This is a genomic window from Bacillus sp. FSL R5-0422, from assembly GCF_038610765.1.
In the GTDB taxonomy this organism is placed as follows: Bacteria; Bacillota; Bacilli; order Bacillales; family Bacillaceae; genus Bacillus; species Bacillus pumilus_O.
In genome coordinates, this window is record NZ_CP152014.1 from 1,438,185 (window position 1) to 1,465,094 (window position 26,910).

At 43.0% G+C, this 26,910-nt stretch carries 28 protein-coding genes, 1 riboswitch and 1 other annotated feature; all 28 genes read left to right on the top strand.

All coding sequences use genetic code 11. The annotated features are described in order from the left end of the window. Nucleotide 1: 1 nt before the first annotated feature. The 28 genes from MKX52_RS07230 to sat all read left to right on the top strand — a co-directional run bounded on the left by MKX52_RS07230 (nt 2) and on the right by sat (nt 26,903). Entirely contained in the window at nt 2-1,012 is a 1,011-nt protein-coding gene (locus tag MKX52_RS07230) for a PTS glucitol/sorbitol transporter subunit IIB (RefSeq protein ID WP_012009881.1), read from the top strand. A 26-nt stretch (nt 1,013-1,038) separates the two neighbouring features. Then, on the top strand, nt 1,039-1,395 hold the full coding sequence (locus MKX52_RS07235; protein WP_007499733.1) for a PTS glucitol/sorbitol transporter subunit IIA: 357 nt from the start codon (nt 1,039-1,041) through the stop codon (nt 1,393-1,395). A gap of 129 nt (nt 1,396-1,524) precedes the next feature. Further along, nucleotides 1,525-2,301, top strand: a complete 777-nt coding sequence (locus MKX52_RS07240; protein WP_342491727.1) for an ABC transporter ATP-binding protein — start codon at nt 1,525-1,527, stop codon at nt 2,299-2,301. A 79-nt stretch (nt 2,302-2,380) separates the two neighbouring features. Further along, nucleotides 2,381-2,617, top strand: a complete 237-nt coding sequence (locus MKX52_RS07245; RefSeq protein WP_008344958.1) for a YlmC/YmxH family sporulation protein — start codon at nt 2,381-2,383, stop codon at nt 2,615-2,617. A gap of 212 nt (nt 2,618-2,829) precedes the next feature. Beyond that, nucleotides 2,830-3,693: a peptidoglycan editing factor PgeF gene (pgeF, locus tag MKX52_RS07250; RefSeq protein WP_144455965.1), complete on the top strand. Its 864-nt coding sequence runs from the start codon at nt 2,830-2,832 to the stop codon at nt 3,691-3,693. A 6-nt stretch (nt 3,694-3,699) separates the two neighbouring features. After that, nucleotides 3,700-4,389 (top strand): YggS family pyridoxal phosphate-dependent enzyme, encoded by a 690-nt coding sequence (locus MKX52_RS07255; protein WP_144455967.1) that lies wholly within the window; start codon nt 3,700-3,702, stop codon nt 4,387-4,389. Nucleotide 4,390: 1 nt separating this feature from the next. Continuing rightward, nucleotides 4,391-4,849, top strand: a complete 459-nt coding sequence (gene sepF / locus MKX52_RS07260; protein ID WP_342491728.1) for a cell division protein SepF — start codon at nt 4,391-4,393, stop codon at nt 4,847-4,849. A 6-nt stretch (nt 4,850-4,855) separates the two neighbouring features. Continuing rightward, the gene (locus MKX52_RS07265; RefSeq protein ID WP_119124812.1) at nt 4,856-5,137 is read left to right on the top strand and encodes a YggT family protein; all 282 of its coding nucleotides are present in this window, start codon (nt 4,856-4,858) and stop codon (nt 5,135-5,137) included. Nucleotides 5,138-5,190: 53 nt separating this feature from the next. Beyond that, nucleotides 5,191-5,967: an RNA-binding protein gene (locus MKX52_RS07270; protein ID WP_342491729.1), complete on the top strand. Its 777-nt coding sequence runs from the start codon at nt 5,191-5,193 to the stop codon at nt 5,965-5,967. A gap of 26 nt (nt 5,968-5,993) precedes the next feature. Beyond that, nucleotides 5,994-6,488, top strand: coding sequence for a DivIVA domain-containing protein (locus MKX52_RS07275; protein ID WP_003211323.1), 495 nt, complete (start codon nt 5,994-5,996; stop codon nt 6,486-6,488). 61 nt (nt 6,489-6,549) lie between these two features. Next, nucleotides 6,550-6,779 (top strand) — a binding site (T-box leader). 59 nt (nt 6,780-6,838) lie between these two features. Then, nucleotides 6,839-9,604, top strand: a complete 2,766-nt coding sequence (ileS, locus tag MKX52_RS07280; RefSeq protein ID WP_342491730.1) for an isoleucine--tRNA ligase — start codon at nt 6,839-6,841, stop codon at nt 9,602-9,604. 160 nt (nt 9,605-9,764) lie between these two features. Then, nucleotides 9,765-10,139: a hypothetical protein gene (locus tag MKX52_RS07285; RefSeq protein WP_012009889.1), complete on the top strand. Its 375-nt coding sequence runs from the start codon at nt 9,765-9,767 to the stop codon at nt 10,137-10,139. 94 nt (nt 10,140-10,233) lie between these two features. Further along, nucleotides 10,234-10,701 (top strand): signal peptidase II, encoded by a 468-nt coding sequence (lspA, locus tag MKX52_RS07290; protein WP_058014041.1) that lies wholly within the window; start codon nt 10,234-10,236, stop codon nt 10,699-10,701. After that, nucleotides 10,698-11,612: an RluA family pseudouridine synthase gene (locus MKX52_RS07295; protein WP_119124816.1), complete on the top strand. Its 915-nt coding sequence runs from the start codon at nt 10,698-10,700 to the stop codon at nt 11,610-11,612. The genes lspA and MKX52_RS07295 overlap by 4 nt, the downstream gene beginning before the upstream one ends. Nucleotides 11,613-11,782: 170 nt before the next feature. Continuing rightward, complete coding sequence (gene pyrR / locus MKX52_RS07300; RefSeq protein WP_012009892.1) at nt 11,783-12,325, top strand: bifunctional pyr operon transcriptional regulator/uracil phosphoribosyltransferase PyrR; 543 nt, start codon at nt 11,783-11,785, stop codon at nt 12,323-12,325. A 154-nt stretch (nt 12,326-12,479) separates the two neighbouring features. Continuing rightward, nucleotides 12,480-13,808: a solute carrier family 23 protein gene (locus MKX52_RS07305; RefSeq protein WP_012009893.1), complete on the top strand. Its 1,329-nt coding sequence runs from the start codon at nt 12,480-12,482 to the stop codon at nt 13,806-13,808. 129 nt (nt 13,809-13,937) lie between these two features. Beyond that, on the top strand, nt 13,938-14,861 hold the full coding sequence (locus tag MKX52_RS07310; RefSeq protein WP_342491731.1) for an aspartate carbamoyltransferase catalytic subunit: 924 nt from the start codon (nt 13,938-13,940) through the stop codon (nt 14,859-14,861). After that, the gene (locus MKX52_RS07315; RefSeq protein ID WP_342491732.1) at nt 14,845-16,131 is read left to right on the top strand and encodes a dihydroorotase; all 1,287 of its coding nucleotides are present in this window, start codon (nt 14,845-14,847) and stop codon (nt 16,129-16,131) included. The genes MKX52_RS07310 and MKX52_RS07315 overlap by 17 nt, the downstream gene beginning before the upstream one ends. Further along, complete coding sequence (locus tag MKX52_RS07320) at nt 16,128-17,222, top strand: carbamoyl phosphate synthase small subunit (RefSeq protein WP_144469887.1); 1,095 nt, start codon at nt 16,128-16,130, stop codon at nt 17,220-17,222. The genes MKX52_RS07315 and MKX52_RS07320 overlap by 4 nt, the downstream gene beginning before the upstream one ends. Next, the gene (carB, locus tag MKX52_RS07325; protein WP_224925358.1) at nt 17,207-20,422 is read left to right on the top strand and encodes a carbamoyl-phosphate synthase (glutamine-hydrolyzing) large subunit; all 3,216 of its coding nucleotides are present in this window, start codon (nt 17,207-17,209) and stop codon (nt 20,420-20,422) included. Before MKX52_RS07320 ends, carB begins: the two co-directional genes overlap by 16 nt. Further along, nucleotides 20,419-21,195: a dihydroorotate dehydrogenase electron transfer subunit gene (locus MKX52_RS07330; protein WP_119124821.1), complete on the top strand. Its 777-nt coding sequence runs from the start codon at nt 20,419-20,421 to the stop codon at nt 21,193-21,195. Before carB ends, MKX52_RS07330 begins: the two co-directional genes overlap by 4 nt. Beyond that, nucleotides 21,189-22,121 (top strand): dihydroorotate dehydrogenase, encoded by a 933-nt coding sequence (locus MKX52_RS07335; protein ID WP_342491733.1) that lies wholly within the window; start codon nt 21,189-21,191, stop codon nt 22,119-22,121. Before MKX52_RS07330 ends, MKX52_RS07335 begins: the two co-directional genes overlap by 7 nt. Beyond that, a complete protein-coding gene (gene pyrF / locus MKX52_RS07340) occupies nt 22,093-22,797 on the top strand; it encodes an orotidine-5'-phosphate decarboxylase (RefSeq protein WP_216886772.1) in 705 nt (234 codons plus the stop codon). Before MKX52_RS07335 ends, pyrF begins: the two co-directional genes overlap by 29 nt. A gap of 7 nt (nt 22,798-22,804) precedes the next feature. Then, complete coding sequence (gene pyrE, locus MKX52_RS07345; RefSeq protein WP_217014239.1) at nt 22,805-23,443, top strand: orotate phosphoribosyltransferase; 639 nt, start codon at nt 22,805-22,807, stop codon at nt 23,441-23,443. Between the two features lie 139 nt (nt 23,444-23,582). Continuing rightward, a riboswitch (SAM riboswitch) is annotated at nt 23,583-23,685 on the top strand. Nucleotides 23,686-23,781: 96 nt separating this feature from the next. Continuing rightward, entirely contained in the window at nt 23,782-23,895 is a 114-nt protein-coding gene (locus tag MKX52_RS07350; RefSeq protein ID WP_342491878.1) for a DUF2292 domain-containing protein, read from the top strand. A 36-nt stretch (nt 23,896-23,931) separates the two neighbouring features. Beyond that, on the top strand, nt 23,932-24,633 hold the full coding sequence (locus tag MKX52_RS07355; RefSeq protein ID WP_144521327.1) for a phosphoadenylyl-sulfate reductase: 702 nt from the start codon (nt 23,932-23,934) through the stop codon (nt 24,631-24,633). Between the two features lie 13 nt (nt 24,634-24,646). Continuing rightward, nucleotides 24,647-25,711 carry an inorganic phosphate transporter gene (locus tag MKX52_RS07360; protein WP_144473551.1) on the top strand — a complete coding sequence of 355 codons (1,065 nt, stop codon included), beginning with the start codon at nt 24,647-24,649 and terminating at the stop codon, nt 25,709-25,711. Between the two features lie 55 nt (nt 25,712-25,766). Then, a complete protein-coding gene (gene sat / locus MKX52_RS07365) occupies nt 25,767-26,903 on the top strand; it encodes a sulfate adenylyltransferase (RefSeq protein WP_012009904.1) in 1,137 nt (378 codons plus the stop codon). Nucleotides 26,904-26,910: the final 7 nt, after the last annotated feature.

The following is a 26,910-nucleotide window of genomic DNA, read 5'->3' on the forward strand; positions in this document are numbered from 1 at the left end:
CATGACAAACCACAAAGTATTTGTAGCAAAAGGTGCTGGCGGATGGGGCCAAGGCTTGGAGCTTGAACCAACCGGTAAAAGAAGAAAGGTTGTTTCCATTACAGGGGGAGGCATTCACCCAGTTGCACGTAAAATTGCAGAAATGACAGGGACAGAAGCATGTGATGGCTTTAAAAACTCGATACCAGAAGATGAAATGATGTGTGTTGTCATTGACTGCGGAGGAACCGCGCGAATCGGACTTTATCCAATGAAGCGCATTCCAACTGTAGATGTTTTGGCATCCTCTCCTTCTGGACCGCTTGCAAAACATATTACAGAGGATATCTTCGTATCAGGCGTCACAGAAAAAGATATTTCCTTTGCGGATGCATCAAGTGGTGAGGCAAAAGTAGAAGGTCAGGATAACAGTGAGCCGATTGACAAAGAGAATTTCAAAGAAACCTATTCAAAACTGAAAGAGGAAAATCTCGAGCGTCAGGAAAAAGGGAATTTCCTGATGAGGTTCTCAAGAGGAATTGGGAAAGTTACCGGTACGTTCTATCAGGCTGGTCGTGATTCCGTTGATATGCTTTTGAAAAACATTATTCCATTCATGGCATTTGTCAGTATGTTAATTGGAATTATCAATTATACAAAAATTGGTGACTTGATTGCCCATTTTCTATCACCACTGGCAGGATCTATATGGGGACTCTTACTACTCGTTGTGGTCTGTACATTGCCATTCCTATCACCTGTCTTAGGACCTGGTGCAGTCATTGCACAAGTCATCGGTGTTCTCATTGGTAGTCAAATTGCACTAGGGAATATCCCGCCTCAATTTGCACTTCCTGCACTATTTGCCATCAACGGTCAAGTAGGGTGTGATTTCATTCCAGTTGGGCTATCACTTGGTGAAGCGAAGCCGGAAACGGTACAATATGGAGTACCAGCTGTTTTGTATAGCCGTCTCATTACAGGGGTTCTATCTGTTGTGATCGCATACGCTGCCAGCTTCGGTATGTATTAAACGTATTAAAGGAGGAATCGAGATACATGGTTACACAATCTGTCGTAAAAGAAATCGGGATCTTAGTCCCGCAATTTAAAGAAGATAAGCTGATTGTTTTATTTGGACCCGCAGCGCCGCAGGAATTAAGAGATATGTCCGTCATTCACGAGTTCGAACACTTAGAAGAAGAGCCTTTGAAACTGGGCGGTACCATTCAAGTGGGAGATCAAACGTACACGATTACAGCTCTCGGCAATAAAGCAAATGACAATTTTAAAGAACTCGGCCATATTTCGATCTACTTCCAAGAGCCGTTTGATGATGTTTTACCGGGAGCTGTCTTTGCATCTCCGCACACGTTTCCTGATATAAAAGAAGGCGTACGAATTGAAATTTCGTAACGATAAAGAAAAGCTGTTCCTCAAAAGGAGCAGCTTTTTTATATGAGGTTTACCAGAAAGATCAATTGCGGTATGCTGTAAACATTCATTATTTGTTTATTCAGAATTTTTAATCAGGAGGAAATGATGGTGTCACTTGAATTAAAGAATGTTTCTTTAAAACGAAATGGAAAATGGTTGCTTCAGTCTGTTGACTGGCAGGTGAACAAAGAGGAGAACTGGGTGCTTTACGGTTTAAATGGTGCGGGGAAAACCGCTTTATTAAATATGCTCTGCTCATATTATTTCCCTACATCAGGTGAGATGACCGTGCTGGGGCATGTCTTTGGCAAGGAGGCTCTTGGCGAAAAGCTCAGGAAGAAAATTGGCCTCATTTCTGCAGGACTTGAAAAGAAACTGCACAGAGACGATAATGCATTTGAAATTGTGCTCAGCGGGGCATTTGCCTCCATTGGACTCTACGAAACCCCGACAGATGAGATAAGAGAAAAAGCCATTGATCTATTAAAAGCATTTGGTTCGTTCAAATATGCGAACCGGACATATGAAACACTCTCACAAGGAGAAAAGCAGAAAGTCCTGATTGCGAGAGCTTTAATGAATGATCCTAAGCTCCTGATTTTAGATGAGCCTGTGACGGGTCTTGATTTTTTAGCAAGAGAACAGGTGCTAGAGACCATCTCATTCATTGCATCAAAGCCTGATGCGCCTACGATGCTTTACACGACCCATCATGCAGAAGAGATTTTGCCCGTTTTTCAGCACACTTTATTATTAAAAAATGGATCTGTTTTTGATCAAGGGAAAACAAAAGAGATGATGACAAGCGATTTGCTTTCTTCCTTCTTTGAATGTGCGGTAGATGTGATGTGGAGAAATGGCCGTCCTCACTTAAGTAAATTGTAGATAAAAGAAACTATTGGTCTGCGTCCCTGCTTTTCCATCATACATATTATAGTAGAAAACGAAAGGCGGGGAAGGACAGATGATCAGTATTTCTGAATTCCAAATCAAGGATGTTGTCGATGTGTCAAGCGGAAAAAAACTAGGCACCATTGGGGACATTGATATCAATGTGACGAGCGGTAAAATACAAGCAATCATTATCGGCGGAACAGGTAAAATGATGGGATTTTTCGGAAAAGAAGAGGAAATGATTGTGCCGTGGCGAAATATAGTAAAAATTGGCGAAGATGTGATACTTGTCCGATTATCTTCCTAAAATTCGTATAACTCCTCAATGAATCATTTAATAATCCTTAACAAAAGCTCTCCATTCTCAGCAAACAATGTCTTTTTCGGGTAAAAAGATTACGTTTTCATATCAATTTGCAAAAAAACCTGTAGAAAGGGCACATTTGAGTGTAATATTTAATGAATCCCACTAACTGTCTACGCATGTCTTGTGGTAAAATAGGAGCGATATAAAGAGAGATGAATGAAAGGTGGGAGGCAGCTTTGACACACAATTATGACCCCTTTCAGCAGAAATCACCTGATGCAATGATGATTCATGATTGGACGAACATGACATGTTCTGGTAAAGAGGTATTGGCCGGATTTACGACAAAAAATGGCGGCTTCAGCCTTTCTCCATATCAATCATTGAACACTGGACTCCATGTAGGAGATGATGCTTCTAGTGTCCAAATGAATCGTCAAGTCATAGCAGATGCTACTGCTGTGCCGCTCTCTGATTGGGTGTTTGCAGACCAAACACACGAGGACCGCATCAAGAAAGTCACCAAGGAGCAAAGAGGAAGAGGAAGTCTTCATTATCATGAGGCACTGCCTAGAACTGACGGATTATACACGTCTGAACCGAACATCATGCTCGCTCTTTGTTTCGCCGATTGTGTTCCGCTTTATTTTCTAGCTCCGCAACATGGCCTCATCGGAACAGCCCATGCCGGATGGAAAGGAACCGTCAAGCAAATTGGTGCAAAGATGGTAGATCTATGGGTCAACCAAGAAGGTGCTAAGATCGATCAAATACAAGTCGTCATTGGACCATCCATTGGCAATTGCTGCTACATAGTGGATGATGTAGTCTTAAATCAAGTGAAACAGCTTCCCTTTTCTACAGAGGATGTGTATTCCGAGATATCACAAGGACAATATAAATTAGACTTAAAAACATTAAACAAAAACGTATTGCTTCATGCAGGGATGAAAGAAGAAAACATACATGTCAGTTCGATGTGCACAAGCTGCAATGATCAGCTATTCTTCTCACACCGGCGTGATCAAGGAAAAACAGGACGTATGATGTCTTTTGTCGGGTTTAAGGAGGCATAAGAGCAATTGAATGTACGAGAGAATCTCAGACAAATAAATGAACAAATAAACGAAGCATGTAAAAGAGCCGGTCGAAACCCAGACGATGTATCCGTCGTCGCTGTCACAAAATATGTCTCAATTGAACGAGCACAAGAAGCCAAAGAAGCAGGAATTTTGCATTTTGGTGAAAATCGTGACCAAGGGTTACTTGAAAAACAAGCATCTATAACCGATGAAAGCATTAGCTGGCACTTCATCGGTAGTCTACAAACACGAAAAGTAAAATCTGTCATTCAGACCATTGACTACTTACATTCGCTCGATAGGATCTCACTTGCGAATGAAATTGAAAAAAGAGCGGATCACACGGTTCGCTGTTTTGTACAAGTGAATACATCGCTGGAGGAGTCAAAGCACGGCCTGCAAAGTGAAGACGTGATTCCATTTGTGAAGCAGCTCGCTGATTTCAAAAAGATTGAAATTGCTGGACTGATGACGATGGCTCCATTTACAGATGATCATACTGTGATACGAAACTGCTTTAAAACATTAAAAAACCTTCAAGAAGAAGTAAAACATCTTAACCAAGTAAATGCACCTTGTCAGCATTTATCGATGGGCATGTCAAATGATTTTGAAATCGCAATTGAAGAAGGTGCGACATTCGTTCGGATTGGCTCTTCACTTGTTGGAAATGAAACAGGAGGTGCGTGACATGAGCATAAAAAATAAGTTTAAAAGCTTTTTCACTCTCGACGATGAAGAGTATGAGTACGAATATATTGATGAAGAAAGAGAACCAGTCCAAGAAGAAAAAGGAACGAAAGACAAAGCGGCATTTCAAGAGCGTCCGCAGACTGGGAAACAAAATGTCGTCAGCTTGCAAAGCGTGCAGAAATCCTCTAAAGTGGTGTTAAGTGAGCCGCGTGTTTATGCAGAAGCGCAGGAGATTGCAGACCATATTAAAAACAGACGTGCAGTCGTCGTCAATTTGCAGCGCATTCAGCACGATCAAGCAAAGCGAATCATCGACTTCTTAAGCGGAACTGTTTATGCAATCGGTGGAGACATCCAGCGCATTGGCTCGAATATATTCCTCTGCACACCTGATAATGTGGATGTATCTGGCACAATATCAGAACTTCTGACAGAGGGAGAACCTCAGAGGTGGTAAATCATAGTGATTCTATATTACATTTTCCAGTTTTTGCAAACTGTATTAACGATTTACTCGTTCGCGATTATTATTTACATCTTCATGTCATGGGTGCCATCTGCAAGAGAAACAGCAATTGGGCGCTTTCTGACAAATATTTGTGAACCGTATTTAGAACCATTTCGTAAAATTATTCCGCCAATTGGCATGATTGACATTTCGCCAATTGTGGCATTGCTTGTGATTCGTTTTGCATCATTATACGGACTAACTGGTCTTTACAATATGATTGCACGCTTCATGTAGACAGGCTGCCGGGCTTGGCACTGCCAGGCTCTTTTACATAAGAGGGGAACAAAATGAGCGATATTTATCAACATTTTAGAAAAGACGAACAGCCATTTGTTGACCAAGTGTTAGGCTGGAAAAAAATCGCACTTGACCAATATCGAATGAAATTAACAGACTTTCTTGATCCGCGGGAGCAGTTTATTACCCAGTCCGTCATCCAGCATGCTGATGAGCTTGGAATCATGTTTTTTGGCGGGTATGAAGGCGCGGAGCGGAAAAGAGCGCTCATTTATCCTGAATATTTAGAACCGGCTACTCAGGATGCTGAGCTGTCTTATTTTCAAGTGAACTATGCGAAAAAGTTTATTTCGCTAGAACATCCGAAGCTCCTTGGTTCACTGATTGGGACAGGCTTGAAGCGTCAAAAATTTGGAGATCTGTTATTTTCAGAGGAAGATGTGCAGTTTATTTGTACGAGTGATGTTGCTGATTTTGTACGGGCGCAGCTGACGCATGTCGGCAGAGCCTCCGTATCATTAGAGGAAATCACGCAGGCAGATTTAAAGTCGGTTATCAGTAAGACTGACATCAAAGAAGATACGATTTCTTCACTGCGGCTTGATGCGGTATGTGCTGCAATCAGCCGTCAATCTCGGCAAAAGGCACAACTTTTGGTCAAAAGTGGGCTTGTTAAAGTTAACTGGAAAGTCACTGAGGACCCTTCCTTTACAATTGGCGAAGGCGATCAGCTCTCTGTCAGGGGATTTGGCCGCTTTAGCCTCAAAACGATTGATGGGAAGACCAAAAAAGATAAATTTAAAGTAACATTTGAGCTTCTGACATAACGAACTTGAATCTGGAGGTGGCGAGGTTGCCATTAACACCTAATGATATTCATAATAAAACGTTCACAAAAAGCTTTCGTGGCTATGACGAAGATGAAGTAAATGAGTTTTTAAGCCAAGTACGTAAAGATTACGAAATCGTGCTTCGCAAAAAGAATGAACTCGAAGAAAAAGTAAACGAGCTTGACGAAAGACTAGGTCATTTTGCAACAATTGAAGAAACGTTAAACAAATCAATTCTTGTGGCGCAGGAAGCAGCAGAAGACGTCAAACGTCATTCTGATAAAGAAGCGAAATTGATCATTCGTGAAGCAGAGAAAAATGCAGATCGTATTATCAACGAAGCGCTATCTAAATCAAGAAAGATTGCGATGGAAATCGAAGAGCTGAAGAAGCAGTCAAAAGTCTTTAGAACTCGCTTCCAAATGCTCATCGAAGCTCAGCTTGATCTTCTAAAAAATGACGATTGGGATCATTTACTGGAATATGAAGTTGACGCTGTCTTTGACGAAAAAGAATAAGCGCATCATCTTGACATGACACGCTCATGTTGCATATAATACCATCATAAATTAACAAGAGATAAACGTTTGAAAGGGACACTCGCAGTTGTCATATACGTAATTAAGCGAATCAGGGATGGTGGAAGCCTGACATTACGAGACGCTGCAATGAGATCACCCCTTTAGTTCCTTTTCTGAAATGACCAGTAAGAAAAGGCGTCTGATCACGTTACGATTTTAGAGTGGATAAGCGGCATTAACGCTTGTCTAAAAGGGTGGTACCGCGAGACAAGCCTTCTCGTCCCTTATGGGATGAGAGGGCTTTTTTTATTGTTTTTTAATCAGAATTTGCATATGGAGGAATGGGTATGAACTACAAAGACACCTTATTAATGCCGAAAACAGAATTCCCTATGAGAGGGAACTTGCCGAACAAAGAGCCTGAAATCCAAGAGGAGTGGGCAGAAAAAGACATCTATCAAATGGTTTTAGAGCGGACAAAAGGACGCCCGACCTTTATTTTGCATGATGGACCTCCATATGCGAATGGTGATATTCATATGGGGCACGCCCTCAATAAAATTCTAAAAGATTTTATTGTCCGTTTTAAATCAATGAATGGGTTCCACGCACCGTACGTACCGGGCTGGGATACACATGGCTTACCAATTGAAACAGCACTCACAAAAAATAAAAAAGTCAAACGCAAAGAAATGTCTACAGCTGAATTCCGTAAATTATGCGAGGAGTATGCTTGGAAGCAAATCGAAGGACAGCGCAATCAGTTTAAGCGATTAGGCGTCAGAGCAGACTGGGACAATCCATATGTCACATTAAAGCCTGAATACGAAGCGCAGCAAATTCTTGTCTTCGGTGAAATGGCGAAGAGAGGCTATATTTACAAAGGGTTAAAACCAGTTAACTGGTCTCCTTCAAGTGAGTCAGCTCTTGCTGAAGCGGAAATTGAATATAAAGACAAACGTTCACCATCCATTTACGTTTCATTTAAAGTGAAAGGTGGAAAAGGCGTACTTGAAAACGACGAACAATTCATCATCTGGACAACAACACCTTGGACACTTCCTGCAAACCTTGGTATTTGTGTTCATCCAAACCTAGAGTACAGCGTTCTTCAAGTGGGTGCTGAGCGATATGTTGTTGCATCTGAACTCGTTGAACAAGTGGCAAAAACGCTTGGTTTTGAAGAGTATGAAGTTGTGAAAACATTAAAAGGAAAAGAATTAGACAACGTCGTTGCAGAGCATCCGATTTATGGTAGAGATTCACTTGTGATGCTTGGTGATCACGTGACAACAGATGCAGGTACAGGCTGTGTTCATACAGCGCCAGGTCACGGGGAAGATGACTTTATTGTCAGCATGAAGTACGGTCTAGACGTACTATGTCCAGTAGACGAAAAAGGTGTCATGACAGAAGAAGCGCCTGGTTTTGAAGGACTATTCTACGAAGATGCGAATAAAGCTATCACAGAACAGCTTGAAGCAAAAGGCGCGCTGAAAAAGCTCGACTTTATCACGCACTCTTACCCGCATGATTGGAGAACGAAAAAGCCAACGATTTATCGTGCAACCGCTCAGTGGTTTGCTTCGATTAAAGACTTCAGAGAAGCGCTTCTAGAAAATATTAAAGAAACGAAATGGGTGCCAGCATGGGGCGAGACACGCCTTTTCAATATGGTGCGTGACAGAGGCGACTGGTGTATTTCAAGACAGCGTGTCTGGGGCGTTCCAATTCCGGTCTTTTATGCTGAAAATGGTGAGCCAATCATCACGGACGAAACCATTCAGCATGTCTCTCAATTATTTAGAGAACATGGCTCTAATATTTGGTTTGAAAAAGAAGCGAAAGAACTATTGCCAGAAGGCTTTACACATCCAGGCAGTCCAAACGGTGAATTCACAAAAGAGCAGGACATCATGGATGTATGGTTTGATTCCGGTTCTTCTCACCAAGCCGTTTTAGAAGAAAGAGATGACCTTGTTCGTCCGGCAGACCTTTACCTTGAAGGATCTGACCAATATCGCGGCTGGTTTAACTCTTCCTTATCAACAGCAGTTGCGGTCACTGGAAAAGCACCGTATAAAGGTGTTCTGAGCCACGGCTTTACGCTTGATAAAGAAGGACGCAAGATGAGTAAATCATTAGGCAATACAATTGACCCAACAAAGGTAGCGAAGCAGCTTGGGGCGGAGATTCTGAGACTTTGGGTATCTTCTGTCAACTATCAAGCCGATCACCCGGTGTCTGATGATATCTTAAAACAAGTAGCAGAAGTTTATCGTAAAATCCGTAACACGTTCCGCTTCCTGCATGGTAACCTATTTGACTTCGATCCAGCGGTCAATGCAGTACCTGTAGAAGAGCTTCGCGAAGTGGATCAATATATCTTGATCAAATTAAACAAATTGATTGAGAAAGTGAAAAAGGCTTATGATGATTACGAATTTGCAGTCGTGTATCATGCGATTCACAATTTCTGTACAATTGAGCTAAGCTCTTTCTATCTCGACTTTGCAAAGGATGTCGTGTACATTGAGCATGCGGATCATCCAGACCGCCGCAGCATGCAGACGGTCTTCTACGAAACATTGATGGCGTTAGTGAAGCTGACTGCACCAATTCTTCCGCATACAGCAGATGAATTATGGAGCCACTTAAGCTTTGTTGAAGAGCCAAGTGTTCAATTAACAGATATGCCAGAAGGTGTGGCGGTTTCTCAAGCGGAAGCAACAGAAGCGAAGTTTGACCGCTTTATGGAAGTGCGTGACGATGTGCTAAAAGCGCTCGAAATTGCGCGTAATGAGAAAGTGATCGGACGTTCTCTTGAAGCAAGTGTGACCCTTTATGCGACAGAAGAAGTGAAAAACCTTCTTGCATCCATTAAAGAAGATGTGAAACAGCTCTTTATCATCTCTGAATTAACGGTAGAAGATGCGCAAAATGCTGACACATCCGCACCTGAATACACTTCAGGAAGAATTGTGGTTCAAAAAGCAGAAGGAGAACTATGCGAACGTTCTCGTATTATTTCTAAAGATGTTGGTGCAAATCCGAAATACCCAACATTGTCACTGAAAAATGCTGAAATCGTGGAAAAATATTACCAGAATTAACAGTGTGATAAGACCAACTAGCGCCCCGCCATATGCGGGGCGTTTTCTTTTTTGTGAAAATGACAGCGTTTAGAACGAAAGGAAAAATCTTATGGCTTTAAAGTGGACACCCAGGGCAACAATATGATTATCACGACAGGGCAGGAGTTGAAATAGCGACATGATTGGCGACCTAGAGACGATTTACACGGAACTCCTTCAAATGAAAGAAGAGCTGCAAGCTAAACTGTTTGAATACACATCATTTCGTTCACCCGCTGAGCATGTCTCAATGAACGAGGTTCAAACGGCCACGCTTCTTTACCACATCAAAGAAGAACTTCAAGATGTGTCTCTCGCTATTGCAAAAATTGAGCAAGGAACCTATGGTATTTGTGAGGCAACAGGTGATGTCATTCCGCTTGAACAAATGAGTATTCTTCCTACCGCCCGGACAGTTGACGACTTTTTATATCATAAGCAATACGAGAAAAAAGCATTCACTCCTTATCCTCATGAATCAGATGATTCTCATTTTGAAGCCTTCCACATGTAGGGAGGTTTTTGTCTGTCAACTAAAGTTTCTTTACTCCTCCCTGTTTTCTTGATAAAATGCTTAAAGATCAAAGTATGAAAGTGGAGGAACGTGTGTGTTCTATTACATAATCGCATTCGTGATGATTTGTTTAGATCAATTAACAAAATGGCTCATTGTCAAAAATATGATGCTCGGAGATTCTTATCCAGTGATTGATGGCTTCTTTTATATCACGTCTCACCGAAATTCAGGCGCCGCATGGGGAATTCTCCAAGGACAAATGTGGTTTTTCTATGTGATCACACTCGTTGTTATTGCGGGAATTGTTTATTATTTGCAAAAGCATGGACAAAAGGACAAGCTGCTTGGAGTTGCACTTGCCTTAATGCTTGGCGGAGCGATTGGGAACTTTATCGACCGCATTTTCCGTCAGGAAGTGGTAGATTTTGCTCATTTCGTCTTTGGGAATTATCACTATCCAATCTTTAATATTGCAGATTCTTCTCTATGTGTAGGAGTTATTCTGCTCTTCATTCAAATGCTGTTAGATGGAAAGAAAACGAAGGAGTCAACTACATGAATCAAGTAAATATTGCCGTTTCAGAAGAACAAACAAGTGAACGGCTTGATAAATTTCTAAGCACGACAGAACCAGAATGGTCAAGAACCCAGGTCCAGCAGTGGGTAAAAGATGGGCTGATCGAGGTAAATGGGAAGCAAGTGAAAGCCAATTACAAAGTACAAGCTGGAGATCAAATTAAAGTCGAGATTCCAGAACCAGAAGCACTAGATGTAGAAGCAGAAGCAATGGATCTTGATATTTATTATGAAGATGCAGATGTGCTCGTAGTGAATAAACCACGAGGAATGGTCGTTCATCCAGCGCCAGGTCATGTGTCAGGAACACTAGTAAATGGTCTAATGGCCCATTGCACAGATTTATCAGGGATTAATGGAGTGATGCGTCCTGGTATAGTCCACCGCATTGATAAAGACACGTCTGGGCTGTTAATGGTCGCAAAAAACGATATGGCGCATGAATCACTCGTCAATCAACTTGTGGCTAAGACTGTCACAAGAAAATATACAGCCGTTGTTCATGGCATTATCCAGCATGATACAGGTACAATTGATGCCCCAATTGGCAGAGACAAAAAAGACCGCCAAAGCATGACAGTGACAAAAGAAAGTTCAAAACAAGCCGTCACTCACTTTGATGTGATTGAACGCTTTGAGGATTTCACGTTGGTGGAGTGCCGACTTGAAACAGGAAGAACACATCAGATTCGTGTTCATATGAAATATATCGGCTATCCGCTTGCAGGAGATCCGAAATATGGACCGAGAAAGACAGTCGATTTCAATGGTCAGCTGCTGCATGCAGGTGTTTTAGGATTTGATCATCCAAGAACAGGTGAATATATCGAGTTCACAGCACCAGTTCCTGCTGATATGCGGGGCTTTATCGATTCATTAAGAAATAACGATTGACAGGCCGTTCTTTTTTTGAAATAATGAACGAAGAAATCAAGATTCTTTAAAACAGTCCAGAGAGGCTGAGAAGGATAACGGATCAATTTGTGCACGTGTATGCACAAATGAACGCCCCTCTCTGCCCTTTGCAGAAGGGGCTTTTTATTTGTCAAAAAGAGGTGTAAAAGATGGAACAAAAAGCAGTCATTCTTGATGAACAAGCAATCAGACGAGCGCTGACCCGAATTGCACATGAAATGATTGAGCGCAACAAAGGGATGAAAGATGTCATCCTTGCGGGGATCAAGACAAGAGGCATTCATCTTGCAAAGCGCCTTGCAGAGCGCATTGAGCAAATTGAAGGAAATCCAGTCATAGTGGGTGAACTTGATATTACGCTATACCGTGATGACCTGACAAAAAAGACAGACAACCAAGACCCGCTTGTGAAGGGTGCAGACATTCCAGCTGACATTAATGACAAAACACTAATTGTCGTGGATGATGTCCTATTTACAGGCAGAACCGTCAGAGCTGCCATGGATGCCCTAGTGGATGTAGGAAGACCATCTTCCATTCAGCTTGCTGTTCTCGTCGACCGGGGACACCGTGAGCTGCCGATTCGAGCGGATTATATCGGGAAGAACATTCCGACATCAAAAGCAGAGACAGTGATGGTTCAACTGAATGAAGTAGATCAAAACGACCTTGTCGCTATATATGAAAAATAACCTTTTTAAATGCATTCCAGAGAGTTTGCAAAGAGGGCAATAACAGAGACACTGAGCACGGTTAACAAGACGTGTACGGTTTTTCTAGGCCTCTTTGCGCATACTTGCAAAGAGGCTTTTTTAATGAAAAAGGACACATCTAGGAGGAAAAATCATGAGTCAGCAAAAAGCCAATTTAGGCATTCGAGATATCCCAAAACCGTTCACATGGCTGTCGCTTAGCCTTCAGCATTTGTTTGCCATGTTTGGTGCGACCATTCTAGTACCAAAAATCATCGATATGAGTCCAGCCGTCGCGCTCATTTCAAGCGGTGTTGGAACGATTGTTTACTTAATCATCACAAGAGGTCAAATTCCGGCGTATCTTGGATCGTCCTTTGCTTTTATCGCCCCCATACTGAATGTCAAAGCAACAGGCGGCCCTGGAGCCGCAATGGTTGGTGCCTTCATGGCGGGTGTCGCTTATGCACTCATTGCATTATTTATAAAATGGCTCGGCACAGGCTGGCTGATGAAACTTCTGCCGCCGGTCGTCGTAGGGCCGGTCATTATGGTCATCGGACTTGGACTCGCTGGAACAGCTGTTAACATGGCGATGTATGTTGATCCAAATGCCACTGAGCTTGTTTACAGCCTGAAACACTTAACGGTCGCCGGCTTCACACTGGCTGTCACGATTATCAGCATGATTTTCCTAAGAGGCTTCCTAAGCTTGATTCCAGTATTAATTGGCATAATCAGCGGCTATCTCTTTGCCTTAACACAAGGCATTGTGAATTTTCAGCCGGTCATTGATGCAAAATGGTTTGCTGTACCAGACTTCGTCGTACCATTTGTCGATTACACACCTGCTGTGACATTAAGCATTCTCACTGTGATGGTGCCGGTTGCCTTTGTGACAATGTCTGAGCATATTGGCCACCAAGTGGTGTTAAGTAAAGTTGTAGGGCAAGATTTCATTAAAAAACCTGGTCTTCATCGCTCCATTTTAGGAGACAGTGCGGCGACAATCTTCGCTTCACTCATTGGCGGACCACCGACAACAACGTATGGAGAGAACATCGGCGTCCTTGCCATTACAAGAGTGTTCAGTATCTTCGTCATCGGAGGAGCAGCAGTCTTTGCCATCTGCTTCGGCTTTGTCGGAAAAATCTCAGCATTAATCAGTACAGTGCCGTCCGCGGTCATGGGAGGCGTTTCGTTCCTGCTCTTTGGGATCATTGCCTCAAGCGGTCTGAGAATTCTGATTGATCATAAAGTGAATTTTGAAGAAAAACGTAATCTCATTATCGCATCAGTCATCTTAGTCATCGGAATTGGCGGGGCATTCATTGAGGTGAAACAAATCAACCTCACGCTATCTGGAATGGCACTTGCTGCCATCACAGGTGTCTTGTTAAACCTGATCCTGCCTCAGCCAAAAGCGGATGATGACGAGTCAAATGAATCGAATACAGAAAACCTTTTAAAAGAAGTCCAGTGAGGCTGACAAGGGTTCTAAAATGAGCAGAATGCACGAACGTGCCGCTGCTTCTTTTGGAGAACCCTAAGCTGCCGAGGCTTAGGGTTTTTTTGAACCTGAAAGTGATGAAAAACTAGAGGGGGAAGAAAAATGAATGATCTATCGACAATGAGTAGCTTAACTAAAGAAGAGATTTTACAGCTGATTGAAGAAGCAACAGCTCTCAAAAAGGGTAAGCAAGAACTTGGTTTAGCAGGAGAATTTGTAGCAAACCTCTTCTTTGAACCAAGTACAAGAACACGATTTAGCTTCGAAGTCGCTGAAAAGAAACTGGGGATGAATGTACTGAGCTTAGATGCGGCAAGCACCTCCGTTCAAAAAGGCGAAACACTATACGATACGGTAAAAACGCTCGAATCCATCGGCGTGAAAGCTTGTGTGATCAGAGACAGTACAGATGAATACTACAACGAGCTGATTGGGAAGGTTGGGATTCCCATCATCAATGCTGGAGATGGCTGCGGGCAGCACCCGACCCAATCACTACTTGACCTAATGACCATCTATGAAGAGTTTGGCGGCTTTGAGGGCTTAACGATTTCAATTCATGGAGACATCAAGCACAGCAGGGTGGCAAGGTCGAATGCTGAAGTGCTCTCAAGGCTGGGGGCGACCGTCCTTTTCTCAGGGCCTGCTTCCTTTCAAGATGAGCAAAATCCTCACGGAATATATGTCCAAGTAGACGAAGCCATTAAACAATCTGATGTGGTGATGCTACTTAGAATCCAGCATGAACGACACACGGAAAAAATGGGCAATGAAGATTACTTATCGACTTATGGATTAACAGTAAGCAGGGCAAACAACATGAAAGAACGAGCCATTATTATGCATCCAGCACCAGTAAACAGAGGTGTGGAGATAGATGATTCTCTCGTAGAATCAAAACAGTCACGAATTTTCAAGCAAATGGAAAATGGTGTTTATGTCCGAATGGCAGTATTAAAAAGAGCTTTTCAAAATAGCAAACTACATCAAAAAGGGAGAGAGTCTGTCTATGTCGTATCTCATTAAAAATGGTTTTATCTTAACAAGCACAGGTGAAAAAGTGCAACAGGATATTAGGGTAGAAGGAGAAGTGATTCAAGCGATTGGTCACTTAGAAAGAGAAGACGGAGAAGAGGTCATTGATGCTAAAGGGCTATTTGTTTCACCAGGATTAATTGATCTGCATGTGCATTTAAGAGAGCCAGGCGGAGAGAAAAAGGAAACGATTGAAACAGGCTCTAAAGCGGCAGCAAGAGGCGGCTATACAACAATTGCAGCGATGCCGAATACGCGCCCAGTTCCAGATACAAAAGAGCAAATGGAATGGCTCATGAATCGAATCGAAGAGACCTCTTCTGTCAGAGTGCTGCCATACGCCTCCATCACAACAAGACAAATTGGGGAAGAGATGACAGACTTTGCAGCACTGAAAGAAGCAGGCGCCTTCGCTTTCACAGATGACGGGGTTGGCATCCAAACAGCAGGCATGATGTACGAAGCGATGAAAAAGGCAGCAAGTCTTGATCAAGCGATTGTGGCACACTGTGAAGATAACTCGCTCATTTACGGAGGATGCGTCCATGAAGGAGAATTTTCAAAAGCAAATGAATTAAACGGAATACCGTCCATTTGTGAATCGGTGCATATTGCAAGAGATGTTCTTTTAGCAGAAGCAGCGAACTGTCATTATCATGTATGTCATATCAGTACGAAAGAATCTGTGCGAGTCGTTCGCGATGCAAAAAAAGCAGGCATCCGCGTGACAGCAGAGGTGTCACCGCATCACCTGCTCTTATGTGATGCCGACATCCCAGGTCTTGACACAAACTATAAAATGAATCCACCGCTCAGAGGAAAAGAGGATCGCGAGGCACTAATTGAGGGGCTGTTAGATGGAACGATTGATTTCATCGCAACAGACCATGCACCGCATACAGAAGAAGAAAAGAACGAAACGATGCAGCGCGCACCTTTTGGAATAGTCGGGCTTGAAACAGCGTTCCCACTTCTGTACACACGATTTGTCAAAACGGGTGAATGGACATTAAAAGAACTCGTTGATTATATGACGACCAAGCCAGCAGAGGCCTTCTCCCTTCCTTATGGAAAGCTGGAAAAAGGGCAAATCGCTGATATCACACTCATTGATTTAAACAAAGAAATGGCTATCGATAAAAAAAGCTTCTTATCAAAAGGACAAAATACACCGTTTGACAAATTGACTGTATCAGGATGGCCGGTCATGACACTTGCATCTGGGAAAGTCGTGTATGAAGAGGGGAGACTAGTAAAATGAAGAGACGCTTAGTGCTAGAAAACGGAACAGTATTCGAAGGAACAGGCTTTGGCAGCTTAGAATCATCAGTCGGTGAAGTCGTCTTTAATACAGGGATGACAGGTTATCAAGAAATTTTGTCTGATCCATCATACTGCGGACAAATTGTCACACTCACTTACCCGCTTATCGGCAACTACGGCATTAATCGTGATGATTTTGAATCGATCACACCGTTTGTAAAAGGGTTGATTGTGAAGGAACTTTGTGAAAAGCCCTCAAACTGGCGCTCTGCATACTCGCTTGATGAGTATTTAAAAATGAAAAACATCCCGGGTCTTAGCGGAATAGATACACGCAAGCTGACACGCATGATTCGAAGTGCAGGCACATTAAGAGGAGCTTTTGCAGGACCGGATGAACAAGTAGAAGACGTTGTGAGCCGCCTTCAAACGATGCAGCTGCCAACAGATCAAGTAAGCCAAGTATCTGTGAAAAATGCGTATCCAAGCCCGGGAAGAGGAAAAAGAATTGTCCTTGTCGATTTCGGCATGAAGCACGGTATTTTGCGAGAACTCAATAAACGGGACTGTGATGTCATTGTGGTGCCGTACAATATCACGGCAGATGAAGTACTGCAGCTTAAGCCAGATGGAATCATGCTTTCAAACGGCCCTGGGGATCCTGTGGATGTACCAGAAGCAGTTGAGATGATTCAGCAATTGATTGGAAAGGTTCCACTCTTTGGCATTTGCCTAGGACATCAATTATTCGCGCTTGCATGCGGCGCAAGTACTGAAAAAATGAAATTCGGTCACAGAGGCTCAAATCATCCAGTGAAAGAACTAGCAACCGGCAAGGTGACATTGACATCTCAAAACCATGGCTACACAGTTAGTGCCATTAACGAGGACGTGCTCGAAGTCACACATATCGCACTAAACGACAATACAATTGAAGGTTTAAAACATAAAGAAGCACCAGCATTCACTGTCCAGTACCATCCAGAAGCATCACCAGGTCCAGAAGATGCGAACTACTTATTCGACCAGTTCATGGATATGATTCATACAACTGAGAAAGAAGGGGAAGAAGTATGCCAAAACGCGTAGATATCAAAAAGATTTTAGTGATCGGATCAGGTCCAATCATCATTGGTCAGGCAGCGGAGTTTGACTATGCAGGCACACAGGCTTGCTTAGCGCTAAAAGAAGAGGGCTATGAAGTCGTTCTTGTGAACTCGAACCCTGCGACGATCATGACAGATACAGAAATGGCCGATAAGGTATACATCGAACCACTGACACCAGAATTCTTAACACGCATCATTCGAAAAGAACGTCCTGATGCGATCTTGCCAACACTTGGCGGACAAACTGGATTGAACCTAGCTGTTGAATTATCAGATCTTGGCGTACTCGCTGAATGCGGTGTTGAAGTATTAGGGACAAAGCTGTCAGCTATTCAAAAAGCAGAAGACAGAGATCTATTCCGAAATTTGATGAATGAACTAAATGAGCCTGTACCAGAAAGTGAAATCATCCATAACCTAGAAGAAGCGATGGCGTTTACGAACCAAATCGGTTTCCCAGTCATTGTGAGACCAGCTTATACATTAGGCGGAACAGGCGGCGGAATTTGTACAAACGAGCAAGAACTAAAGGAAATCGTCGAAAACGGGTTGAAGCTAAGTCCAGTCACACAATGCTTACTTGAAAAAAGTATTGCAGGCTTTAAAGAAATTGAATATGAAGTCATGCGTGATAGCGGTGATCATGCAATCGTTGTTTGTAACATGGAAAACTTTGATCCAGTCGGTATCCACACAGGTGACAGTATCGTTGTGGCGCCAAGCCAAACGTTAAGTGATCGTGAATATCAGCTGCTTCGCAATGTGTCGCTCAAGCTGATCCGTGCACTTGGGATTGAAGGCGGATGTAACGTACAGCTGGCGATTGATCCAGACAGCTTTCAATACTATATCATTGAAGTGAATCCGCGCGTGAGTCGTTCTTCAGCACTTGCGTCGAAAGCAACGGGTTATCCAATTGCGAAACTTGCAGCGAAAATTGCTGTCGGCTTAACGCTTGATGAAATGATGAACCCAGTCACAGGTAAAACCTATGCCGCCTTCGAACCGGCACTTGACTATATTGTGTCTAAAATTCCGCGCTGGCCGTTTGATAAATTCGAATCTGCCAACAGACGTCTTGGCACACAAATGAAAGCAACGGGTGAAGTAATGGCGATCGGCCGTACGTTAGAAGAGTCGCTTCTAAAGGCTGTCCGTTCACTTGAAGCTGATGTGCATCACATTGAATTAAAAGATGAAGCAGATATCACAAACGAAGTGCTTGAAAAGCGGATTATCAAGGCGGGAGACGAACGATTATTCTATATCGCCGAGGCGCTTAGAAGAGGGTATACGGTTGAACAAATACATGAATTCTCAAAAATTGATTACTTCTTCCTTCATAAGCTGGAAGGCATCATCGCTTTTGAAAAGACATTAAAAGAAAACAAAGGCAATCCAGACGTATTAAAAGAAGCGAAAGAAAAAGGCTTCTCAGACATCTATATTAGCCGCGAGTGGAATATGAATGAAGCGGATGTCTACACGCTAAGACAAGAAACGGGCATCGTACCTGTTTACAAAATGGTAGATACGTGTGCGGCTGAATTTGAATCAGAGACGCCATATTTCTACAGCACATATGAAGATGAAAATGAATCAGAACGTACAGACAAGAAAAGTGTCATCGTATTAGGCTCAGGTCCTATCAGAATCGGGCAAGGAGTAGAATTTGATTATGCGACTGTTCATTCTGTGTGGGCAATTAAACAAGCAGGTTATGAAGCAATCATTATTAACAACAACCCTGAAACGGTCTCAACAGACTTTAGTATTTCGGACAAGCTCTACTTTGAACCACTTACTGTAGAAGATGTGATGCACATTATTGATCTAGAGCAGCCTGAAGGAGTCGTTGTCCAGTTCGGCGGACAAACAGCCATCAACCTAGCAGACGAACTATCAAATAGAGGAGTGAAGATTCTCGGCACTTCTCTTGAAGACCTAGATCGAGCTGAAAACCGAGACAAGTTTGAACAAACATTAGAAACACTTGGCGTGCCGCAGCCTAAAGGGAAAACAGCTACGTCAGTGCCAGAAGCTGTAGCGATTGCCAATCAGATCGGCTACCCAGTCCTTGTCCGCCCTTCCTATGTATTAGGCGGTCGCGCAATGGAAATCGTTTATCAAGAAGCCGAGCTTCTTCACTACATGGAGAATGCGGTGAAAGTCAATCCGCAGCACCCAGTCTTAATTGACAAGTATTTGACAGGAAAAGAAATCGAAGTAGACGCCGTGTCTGATGGCGAAACTGTCGTGATCCCAGGCATTATGGAACACATTGAAAGAGCTGGGGTTCACTCTGGTGACTCGATTGCGGTTTACCCGCCGCAAACATTGTCTGAAGAGATCAAAGCGAAGATCGCAGAATACACGATCAAGCTTGCAAAAGGACTCAACATCATTGGGCTACTAAACATTCAATTTGTTCTCTCAAAAGGTGAAGTGTTCGTACTTGAAGTGAACCCGCGTTCAAGCCGGACAGTTCCTTTCTTAAGTAAAATCACGGGCATCCCGATGGCAAACCTGGCGACAAAAGTGATTTTAGGAGAAAAACTTAAAAACTATGGCTACGAAGAAGGACTTCACACAGAGCAAGAAGGCGTGTACGTCAAAGTTCCAGTCTTCTCTTTTGCAAAACTAAGAAGAGTCGATATTACACTCGGACCTGAAATGAAATCAACAGGTGAAGTCATGGGGAAAGATGTCACAATCGAAAAAGCTCTTTACAAAGGATTAATTGCATCAGGCATTCAAATTCCTAAAGACGGGACAGTTCTTCTGACAGTTGCTAATAAGGATAAAGAAGAAGGACTTGAGATTGCGAGAAGATTCCATTCAATCGGCTACCATATTTTAGCGACAGAGGGAACGGCGAATTACTTAAAACAAGCTTCCATCCCATCAAGTGTTGTCGGCAAAATAGGAGAAGAAGGCAAAAACCTTCTCGATGTCATTCGAAACGGGGAAGCCCAATTTGTCATCAACACTCTGACAAAAGGAAAACAGCCAGCAAGAGACGGCTTTAGAATTAGACGTGAAGCTGTTGAAAATGGCGTAGCATGCTTAACATCGCTAGATACAGCAGAAGCCATTTTAAGAGTACTAGAAAGTATGACATTTAGAGCAGACGAAATGCCAGAAGTGAAAACGAATGCTGAGGTGACAGTAACGATATGAAAAAAGCATACTTGACGGTCGTCTCAAATCGAGAGATCGCTGATCATATTTACGAAATGACATTAAAAGGTGACCTTGTGGACTCCTTTCAAACGGCTGGACAATTTCTTCATATCAAGGTCAGCGAGTCCATGACACCGCTGCTGAGAAGACCGATCAGTATTGCCAATATTCATGCCGAGAAACAAGAAGCAACCATCATTTATCGCGCAGAGGGAGAGGGCACAAAGCTCCTTTCCCAAAAGCGAGATGGGGAATCCATCGATGTATTAGGGCCGCTTGGCAACGGATATGATCCTTCAGTTGTTCAGCCAGGTCAGACGGCGTTACTAGTCGGTGGTGGAATTGGAGTACCGCCTTTATATGAGCTGTCCAAGCGATTAACGAAAAAAGGCGTCATCGTCAAGCATGTCCTTGGCTTTCAATCGAAAAAGGATGTATTTTACGAGGAGAAATTCCAAGCACTCGGAGATACATTCATTGCAACAGTTGACGGGACATATGGCGCGAAGGGATTCGTGACAAATGTCATTGAAGAGAATGATTTGAGTTTTGATGTCATGCTTTCTTGCGGGCCGACTCCTATGTTAAAAGCGCTAAAAGACTCATATCCCGATAAGCCTGTCTACATTTCAATGGAAGAACGAATGGGCTGCGGAATCGGTGCTTGCTTTGCCTGTGTCTGTCATACAGACCAGCACGAAAAAGCGTACGTCAAAGTCTGTCTGGACGGACCTGTATTTAAAGCAGAGGAGGTGGCATTGTCATGCTAAACGTTGAGTTACCCGGCTTATCTTTAAAGAATCCGATTATCCCTGCATCAGGTTGCTTTGGATTCGGGAGAGAATTTGCTTCATTATATGACTTATCTGTGCTTGGCAGTATCATGATCAAAGCCACAACCCTAGAACTAAGATTTGGTAACCCAACACCAAGGGTAGCGGAGACAGGTGCCGGGATGCTCAACGCCATCGGTCTTCAAAATCCTGGCCTAAAAGGTGTGCTGGAAAATGAATTGCCTTGGCTTGAGCAGTTTGATACGCCTATTATTGCAAACGTGGCTGGCTCACAGGTCGATGATTATGTAGAAGTAGCGAAGCAGATCAGCCAAGCAAAAAATGTCCATGCCCTTGAACTGAATATCTCGTGTCCGAATGTTAAAACAGGCGGAATAGCCTTTGGGACAGATCCTCAAATGGCAGCAGCATTGACAAAAGCGGTGAAGGACGTTTCCTCCGTTCCTGTCTATGTCAAATTGTCTCCTAACGTAGCTAATATTGTGGAGATTGCGAAAGCGATTGAATCTGCTGGAGCAGATGGACTCACGATGATTAATACGTTAATCGGTATGCGTTTAGATCTAAAAACAGGGAAACCGATTCTTGCCAATAAAACAGGCGGATTATCAGGTCCTGCGATCAAACCTGTCGCTGTACGCATGGTGCATGAGGTCAGTCAAGCGGTTTCTATCCCGATTATCGGAATGGGCGGGGTGCAAAATGCTGAAGACGTACTTGAATTTTTACTAGCAGGTGCGAGTGCAGTAGCTGTTGGCACAGCCAATTTTGTGAACCCATTTATTTGCCCAGAAATCATTGAAGAACTGCCAAACGTATTAGCAGCCTATGGGTATTCATCTGTAGAGGAATGTATCGGAAGGAGCTGGAAACATGAAGCACTTGCCCATCATCGCGCTTGATTTTCCATCAGGACAGGAGGCGCTCGCCTTTTTAGAACCCTTTGAAGGGACCCCATTATTTGTGAAGGTCGGCATGGAGCTGTTTTACCAAGAAGGGCCAGTCATCCTTGAGGCGCTTAAAGAAAAAAATTGCCACATTTTCCTCGATCTCAAATTACATGACATTCCAACAACGGTGAAAAAAGCAATGAACCGGCTTGCCGCACTTGGCGTTGATCTAGTCAATGTACATGCTGCTGGCGGGAAACAGATGATGCAAGCTGCGTTAGAAGGGCTTGAAAGCGGAACGCCTGCTGGACAAAAACGTCCAGACATTATTGCAGTGACTCAGCTGACGAGTACGTCAGAAGACATGATGAGAAGCGAATTACTTATAGACCGTTCGCTGCAAGAGACTGTCATCCGGTACGGGCACTTGGCATATGACAGTGGACTAGACGGTGTTGTTTGCTCTGTTCATGAATCCAAAGCCCTTCATGAGCATATCTCACCTGACTTCCTCACTGTTACGCCAGGGATTCGTTTACTAAATGATCAGACCGATGATCAAAAGCGCGTGGCGACCCCTGCTTATGCAAAAAAGCAAGGAGTTTCACAAATTGTTGTCGGAAGGTCAATCACAAAAGCTGATAAACCATTGGAAGCCTATCATCAAATTTTGAAAGAGTGGGAGTGACTGCCAGATGAAAACGAAAATCGCTAAACACCTATTACAAATCAAAGCGGTCTCATTGAAGCCAGACGAACCGTTTACATGGGCAAGCGGTATCAAATCACCGATCTATTGTGACAATCGTCTTACCTTGTCCTATCCAGAAGTCAGACACGACATTGCCGAAGGTCTGAAAGAGTTGATTCTCACTCATTTTGAGGGAGCAGAGGTGATTGCTGGTACTGCAACAGCAGGCATCCCGCATGCGGCATTAGCGGCAGACCGTCTGAATGCTCCGATGTGTTATGTCAGAAGTAAGCCAAAAGCACATGGAAAAGGGAATCAAATTGAAGGTGCCGTATCAAAAGGCCAAAAGGTAGTCGTCGTAGAAGATCTAATTTCAACAGGAGGCAGTGTACTTGAAGTGGTCGCTGCTCTTCAAGAAGCGGGCTGTGACGTACTAGGCGTTGCCGCGATCTTCACATACGGTTTGCCAAAAGCTACGGCAGCATTCCAAGAGAAAAACATTCCATATGTTACTCTAACAGACTATGACACACTGACAGACGTGGCTCTTGAACTGAAAGCAATCGAGCCTTCTGCTATGAATAAATTGAAATGCTGGAGACAAGATCCTTCCTCTGAATCTTGGATGGAAGAAACCGTCTAAAAAGCTGTGCACAATCGCACAGCTTTTTTATTTGGTTAAAAATAGTAAAATAGACTCAAATTTAAATAAAAACTAATCCTATCAATAAAGTCGGGTTGACTTTTGTTTGAATTGTGTTAATATTTAAGACAAATTAAAACACTTATCCAGAGAGGTGGAGGGACTGGCCCGATGAAGCCCGGCAACCTGCGATATGCAAGGTGCTACTTCCTGCAAAATGATTCTATTTTGAAAGATAAGGAAATCGTGAGCTTCCTCATCTTTCTTTCGGACTGAAAGGAAGTTTTTTTATTTTAATGGTGAGGGGGAAGTGAGAGCAAAAGCAGGATGAATACTTAATTGAAGCCTATGCAGAAACTGATTGGGGATATGAATTCAGTTTAGTTGCACTGATTGTTCAGGACGGTCAAGTGATTCAAGTGGAAGAAAACAGAAAAATTCAGTTGACGTAGTGCGAAGAGTAGTGATACTCCGGAAGGGGAGAAACAATGTTAACTTATGAAAATTGGCAAGAGCCGTCCATTACATTTCAAGAAGATGATTTGTATAAAGGGGCCTTATCTGTGCTGAAATGGGCATACGGTCATTATGGTGATCAGCTCGTTTATGCATGTAGCTTTGGTATTGAAGGCATCGTCCTTATTGATTTGATTGCGAAAGTAAAAAAGGATGCAAGAATTGTCTTTTTAGATACAGGTCTGCATTTTAAGGAAACGTACGACACAATTGATGCGGTAAAGGAAAGATACCCGGGTTTAGATATTGTGCTGAAAACCCCTGAGCTGACGGTCGAGGAGCAAAACGATCAACATGGTGATCAACTATGGAAAACGGATCCTCAAAGCTGCTGCCATATGCGGAAGGTCATTCCTTTGCAAGAAGCGTTATCGGGCTATCCTGCATGGCTTTCTGGCTTAAGAAGAGAGCAGTCACCTAAGCGAGCAGGGACGAATTTTTTAAATAAGGATGAAAAATTCAAATCAGTGAAAGTATGTCCGCTTATCCACTGGACGTGGAAGGACATATGGAGATATGCATCTAGAGAAGAACTTACTTATAATCCGCTGCATGATCAGGGATATCCAAGTATCGGCTGTGCGCCGTGTACACAGCCAGCATTTACTGCCGAGGATCTGCGGTCTGGCAGATGGTCAGGCACAGCTAAGACTGAGTGCGGATTACATGAGTAAGGGAGCATAGTGTATGGAAATTGCCGCAATTTTATTTAGTTTATTTTTCGCGCTAAACATTGGCGCGAGTGGTGCAGCTGCTTCAATGGGCATCGCATACGGATCAGGCGCGATTCGAAAGCCGATCTATGCACTCAGTGTATGTGCGGTTGGGATTTTAGCAGGTTCAGTCATTGGCGGCGGTGAGGTCGTCAAAACCATCAGTTCTGGCATTATGCCTGAATCCGTCATTACACTTGAAATTGTTTGTATTATTATTGGTTCTGCTGCATTATCACTCTTTATAGCGAATTTGATGGCGATCCCTTTATCAACGAGTGAGGTGACAGTAGGTGCTGTCGTTGGAGTTGCGGTAGCGTATAAAGTATTGTATGTGAAATCCATTTTAGTCATCGTGTCCTTTTGGGTCATCATTCCTATTGTTGCTTTTCTTTTTACATTCATTGTAGTCAAAATCATCAGAATGTTCCCGAAACGAACCTTTTCAAAAAAAGGCACTTTGATTTTATCGATTATTTTGATCATTAGTGGATTTCTAGAAGCATTTTCTGCTGGGATGAACAATGTCGCCAATGCTGTAGGTCCCCTTGTTGCTTCAGGCATTTTATCTGTTGGGCAAGGAACGCTTTACGGTGGGCTTTTCGTTGCACTTGGTGCTCTTTTATTAGGAAGAAGGGTACTAGAAACAAATGGAAAGAAAATCACCCGCTATCAAACGGGCGAAGGGATATTGCTTTCAGGTACCGGTGCTGGACTTGTCATAATCAGCTCTATTTTTGGGCTACCTGTTCCACTTACCCAAATCACCTCCTCGTCTATCATCGGACTTGGCATGGCAAAAGGTGGACCTAATATTTTTCATAAACATGTGGTGAAAAAAATGCTGAAAGTGTGGGTAGTATCACCCTTTTTATCACTTAGTCTATCGTATTTGCTAGTGAGCCTTTTCTTAAAAGGTGACTATTACTCTATCTTTATCATGATGAGTGTACTGCTTGCCTCACTTGGTGCGCTAAGTCTGATGAAGGCAGTCAAAAATGAGAGCAGCTCGATTCATGAACAGGGCGGCGGGATTTAATGTTAAATCCGACTATTAACATCTACTAAATATGAACATTGAGAGGAAGATACAAATGAGTTTAACACCACATGGTGGCGTATTAATTAATCGAGTAAATGAAGAATATGATCTCAGCACGGTTGCGAAGGAAATTGAACTAGATGCTATCTCTTTTGCAGACCTTGAACTCATAGCAATTGGTGGGTATAGCCCAATTGAAGGGTTTTTAACAAAAGCTGATTATGAAGCGGTTGTCAGCAGTATGCGGCTAGCAAGTGGTGTCGTTTGGTCTCTTCCTATTACACTGCCAGTGACAAAGGAAAAGGCAGCGGAAATCCATCAAGGCGATATTGTGCGTCTATCGTATAATGGAACTGTATATGGCGTAATTGAAGTAGAGGATCAGTACACACCAGATAAAGAAAAAGAAGCGGTGAATGTGTACAAAACTGATGACCGCAATCATCCAGGTGTGAAAAAATTATTTGAACGCGGTGACACTTACATTGGTGGTAAAATTACACTGACGAAACGCAGCGAAAAACCATTCCCTCAATTTACGTATGAGCCGGAAGAAACAAGACGTCATTTTAAAGAGAACGGCTGGAAAACCATTGTTGGTTTCCAAACGAGAAACCCTGTTCACCGTGCCCATGAATATATTCAAAAGACAGCACTTGAAACCGTCGATGGTTTGTTTTTAAATCCACTTGTCGGCGAAACAAAATCAGACGATATTCCGGCAGATGTGAGAATGAAAAGTTATCAAGTGTTATTGAACGGTTATTACCCAAAAGATCGCGTCTTTTTAGGTGTTTTTCCTGCGGCAATGCGTTATGCTGGACCAAAGGAAGCAATCTTTCACGCACTTGTTCGTAAAAATTATGGCTGTACTCACTTTATTGTGGGAAGAGATCATGCAGGTGTTGGTGATTATTACGGCACATACGAGGCGCAGGAGTTATTTGAACAATTTACAAGCGAAGAAATTGGCATTACCCCGTTAAAATTTGAACATAGCTTCTACTGTAATACATGTGAAGCAATGGCAACACCAAAAACATGTCCTCACGATAAAAGCGAGCATGTCATTCTTTCAGGTACAAAGGTTCGAACGATGCTAAGAAACGGAGAATTACCGCCAAGCACGTTCAGCCGAAAAGAAGTCATTGAAACATTAATCGAAGGATTAAAAACGACGGTATCTTAATGGGAGG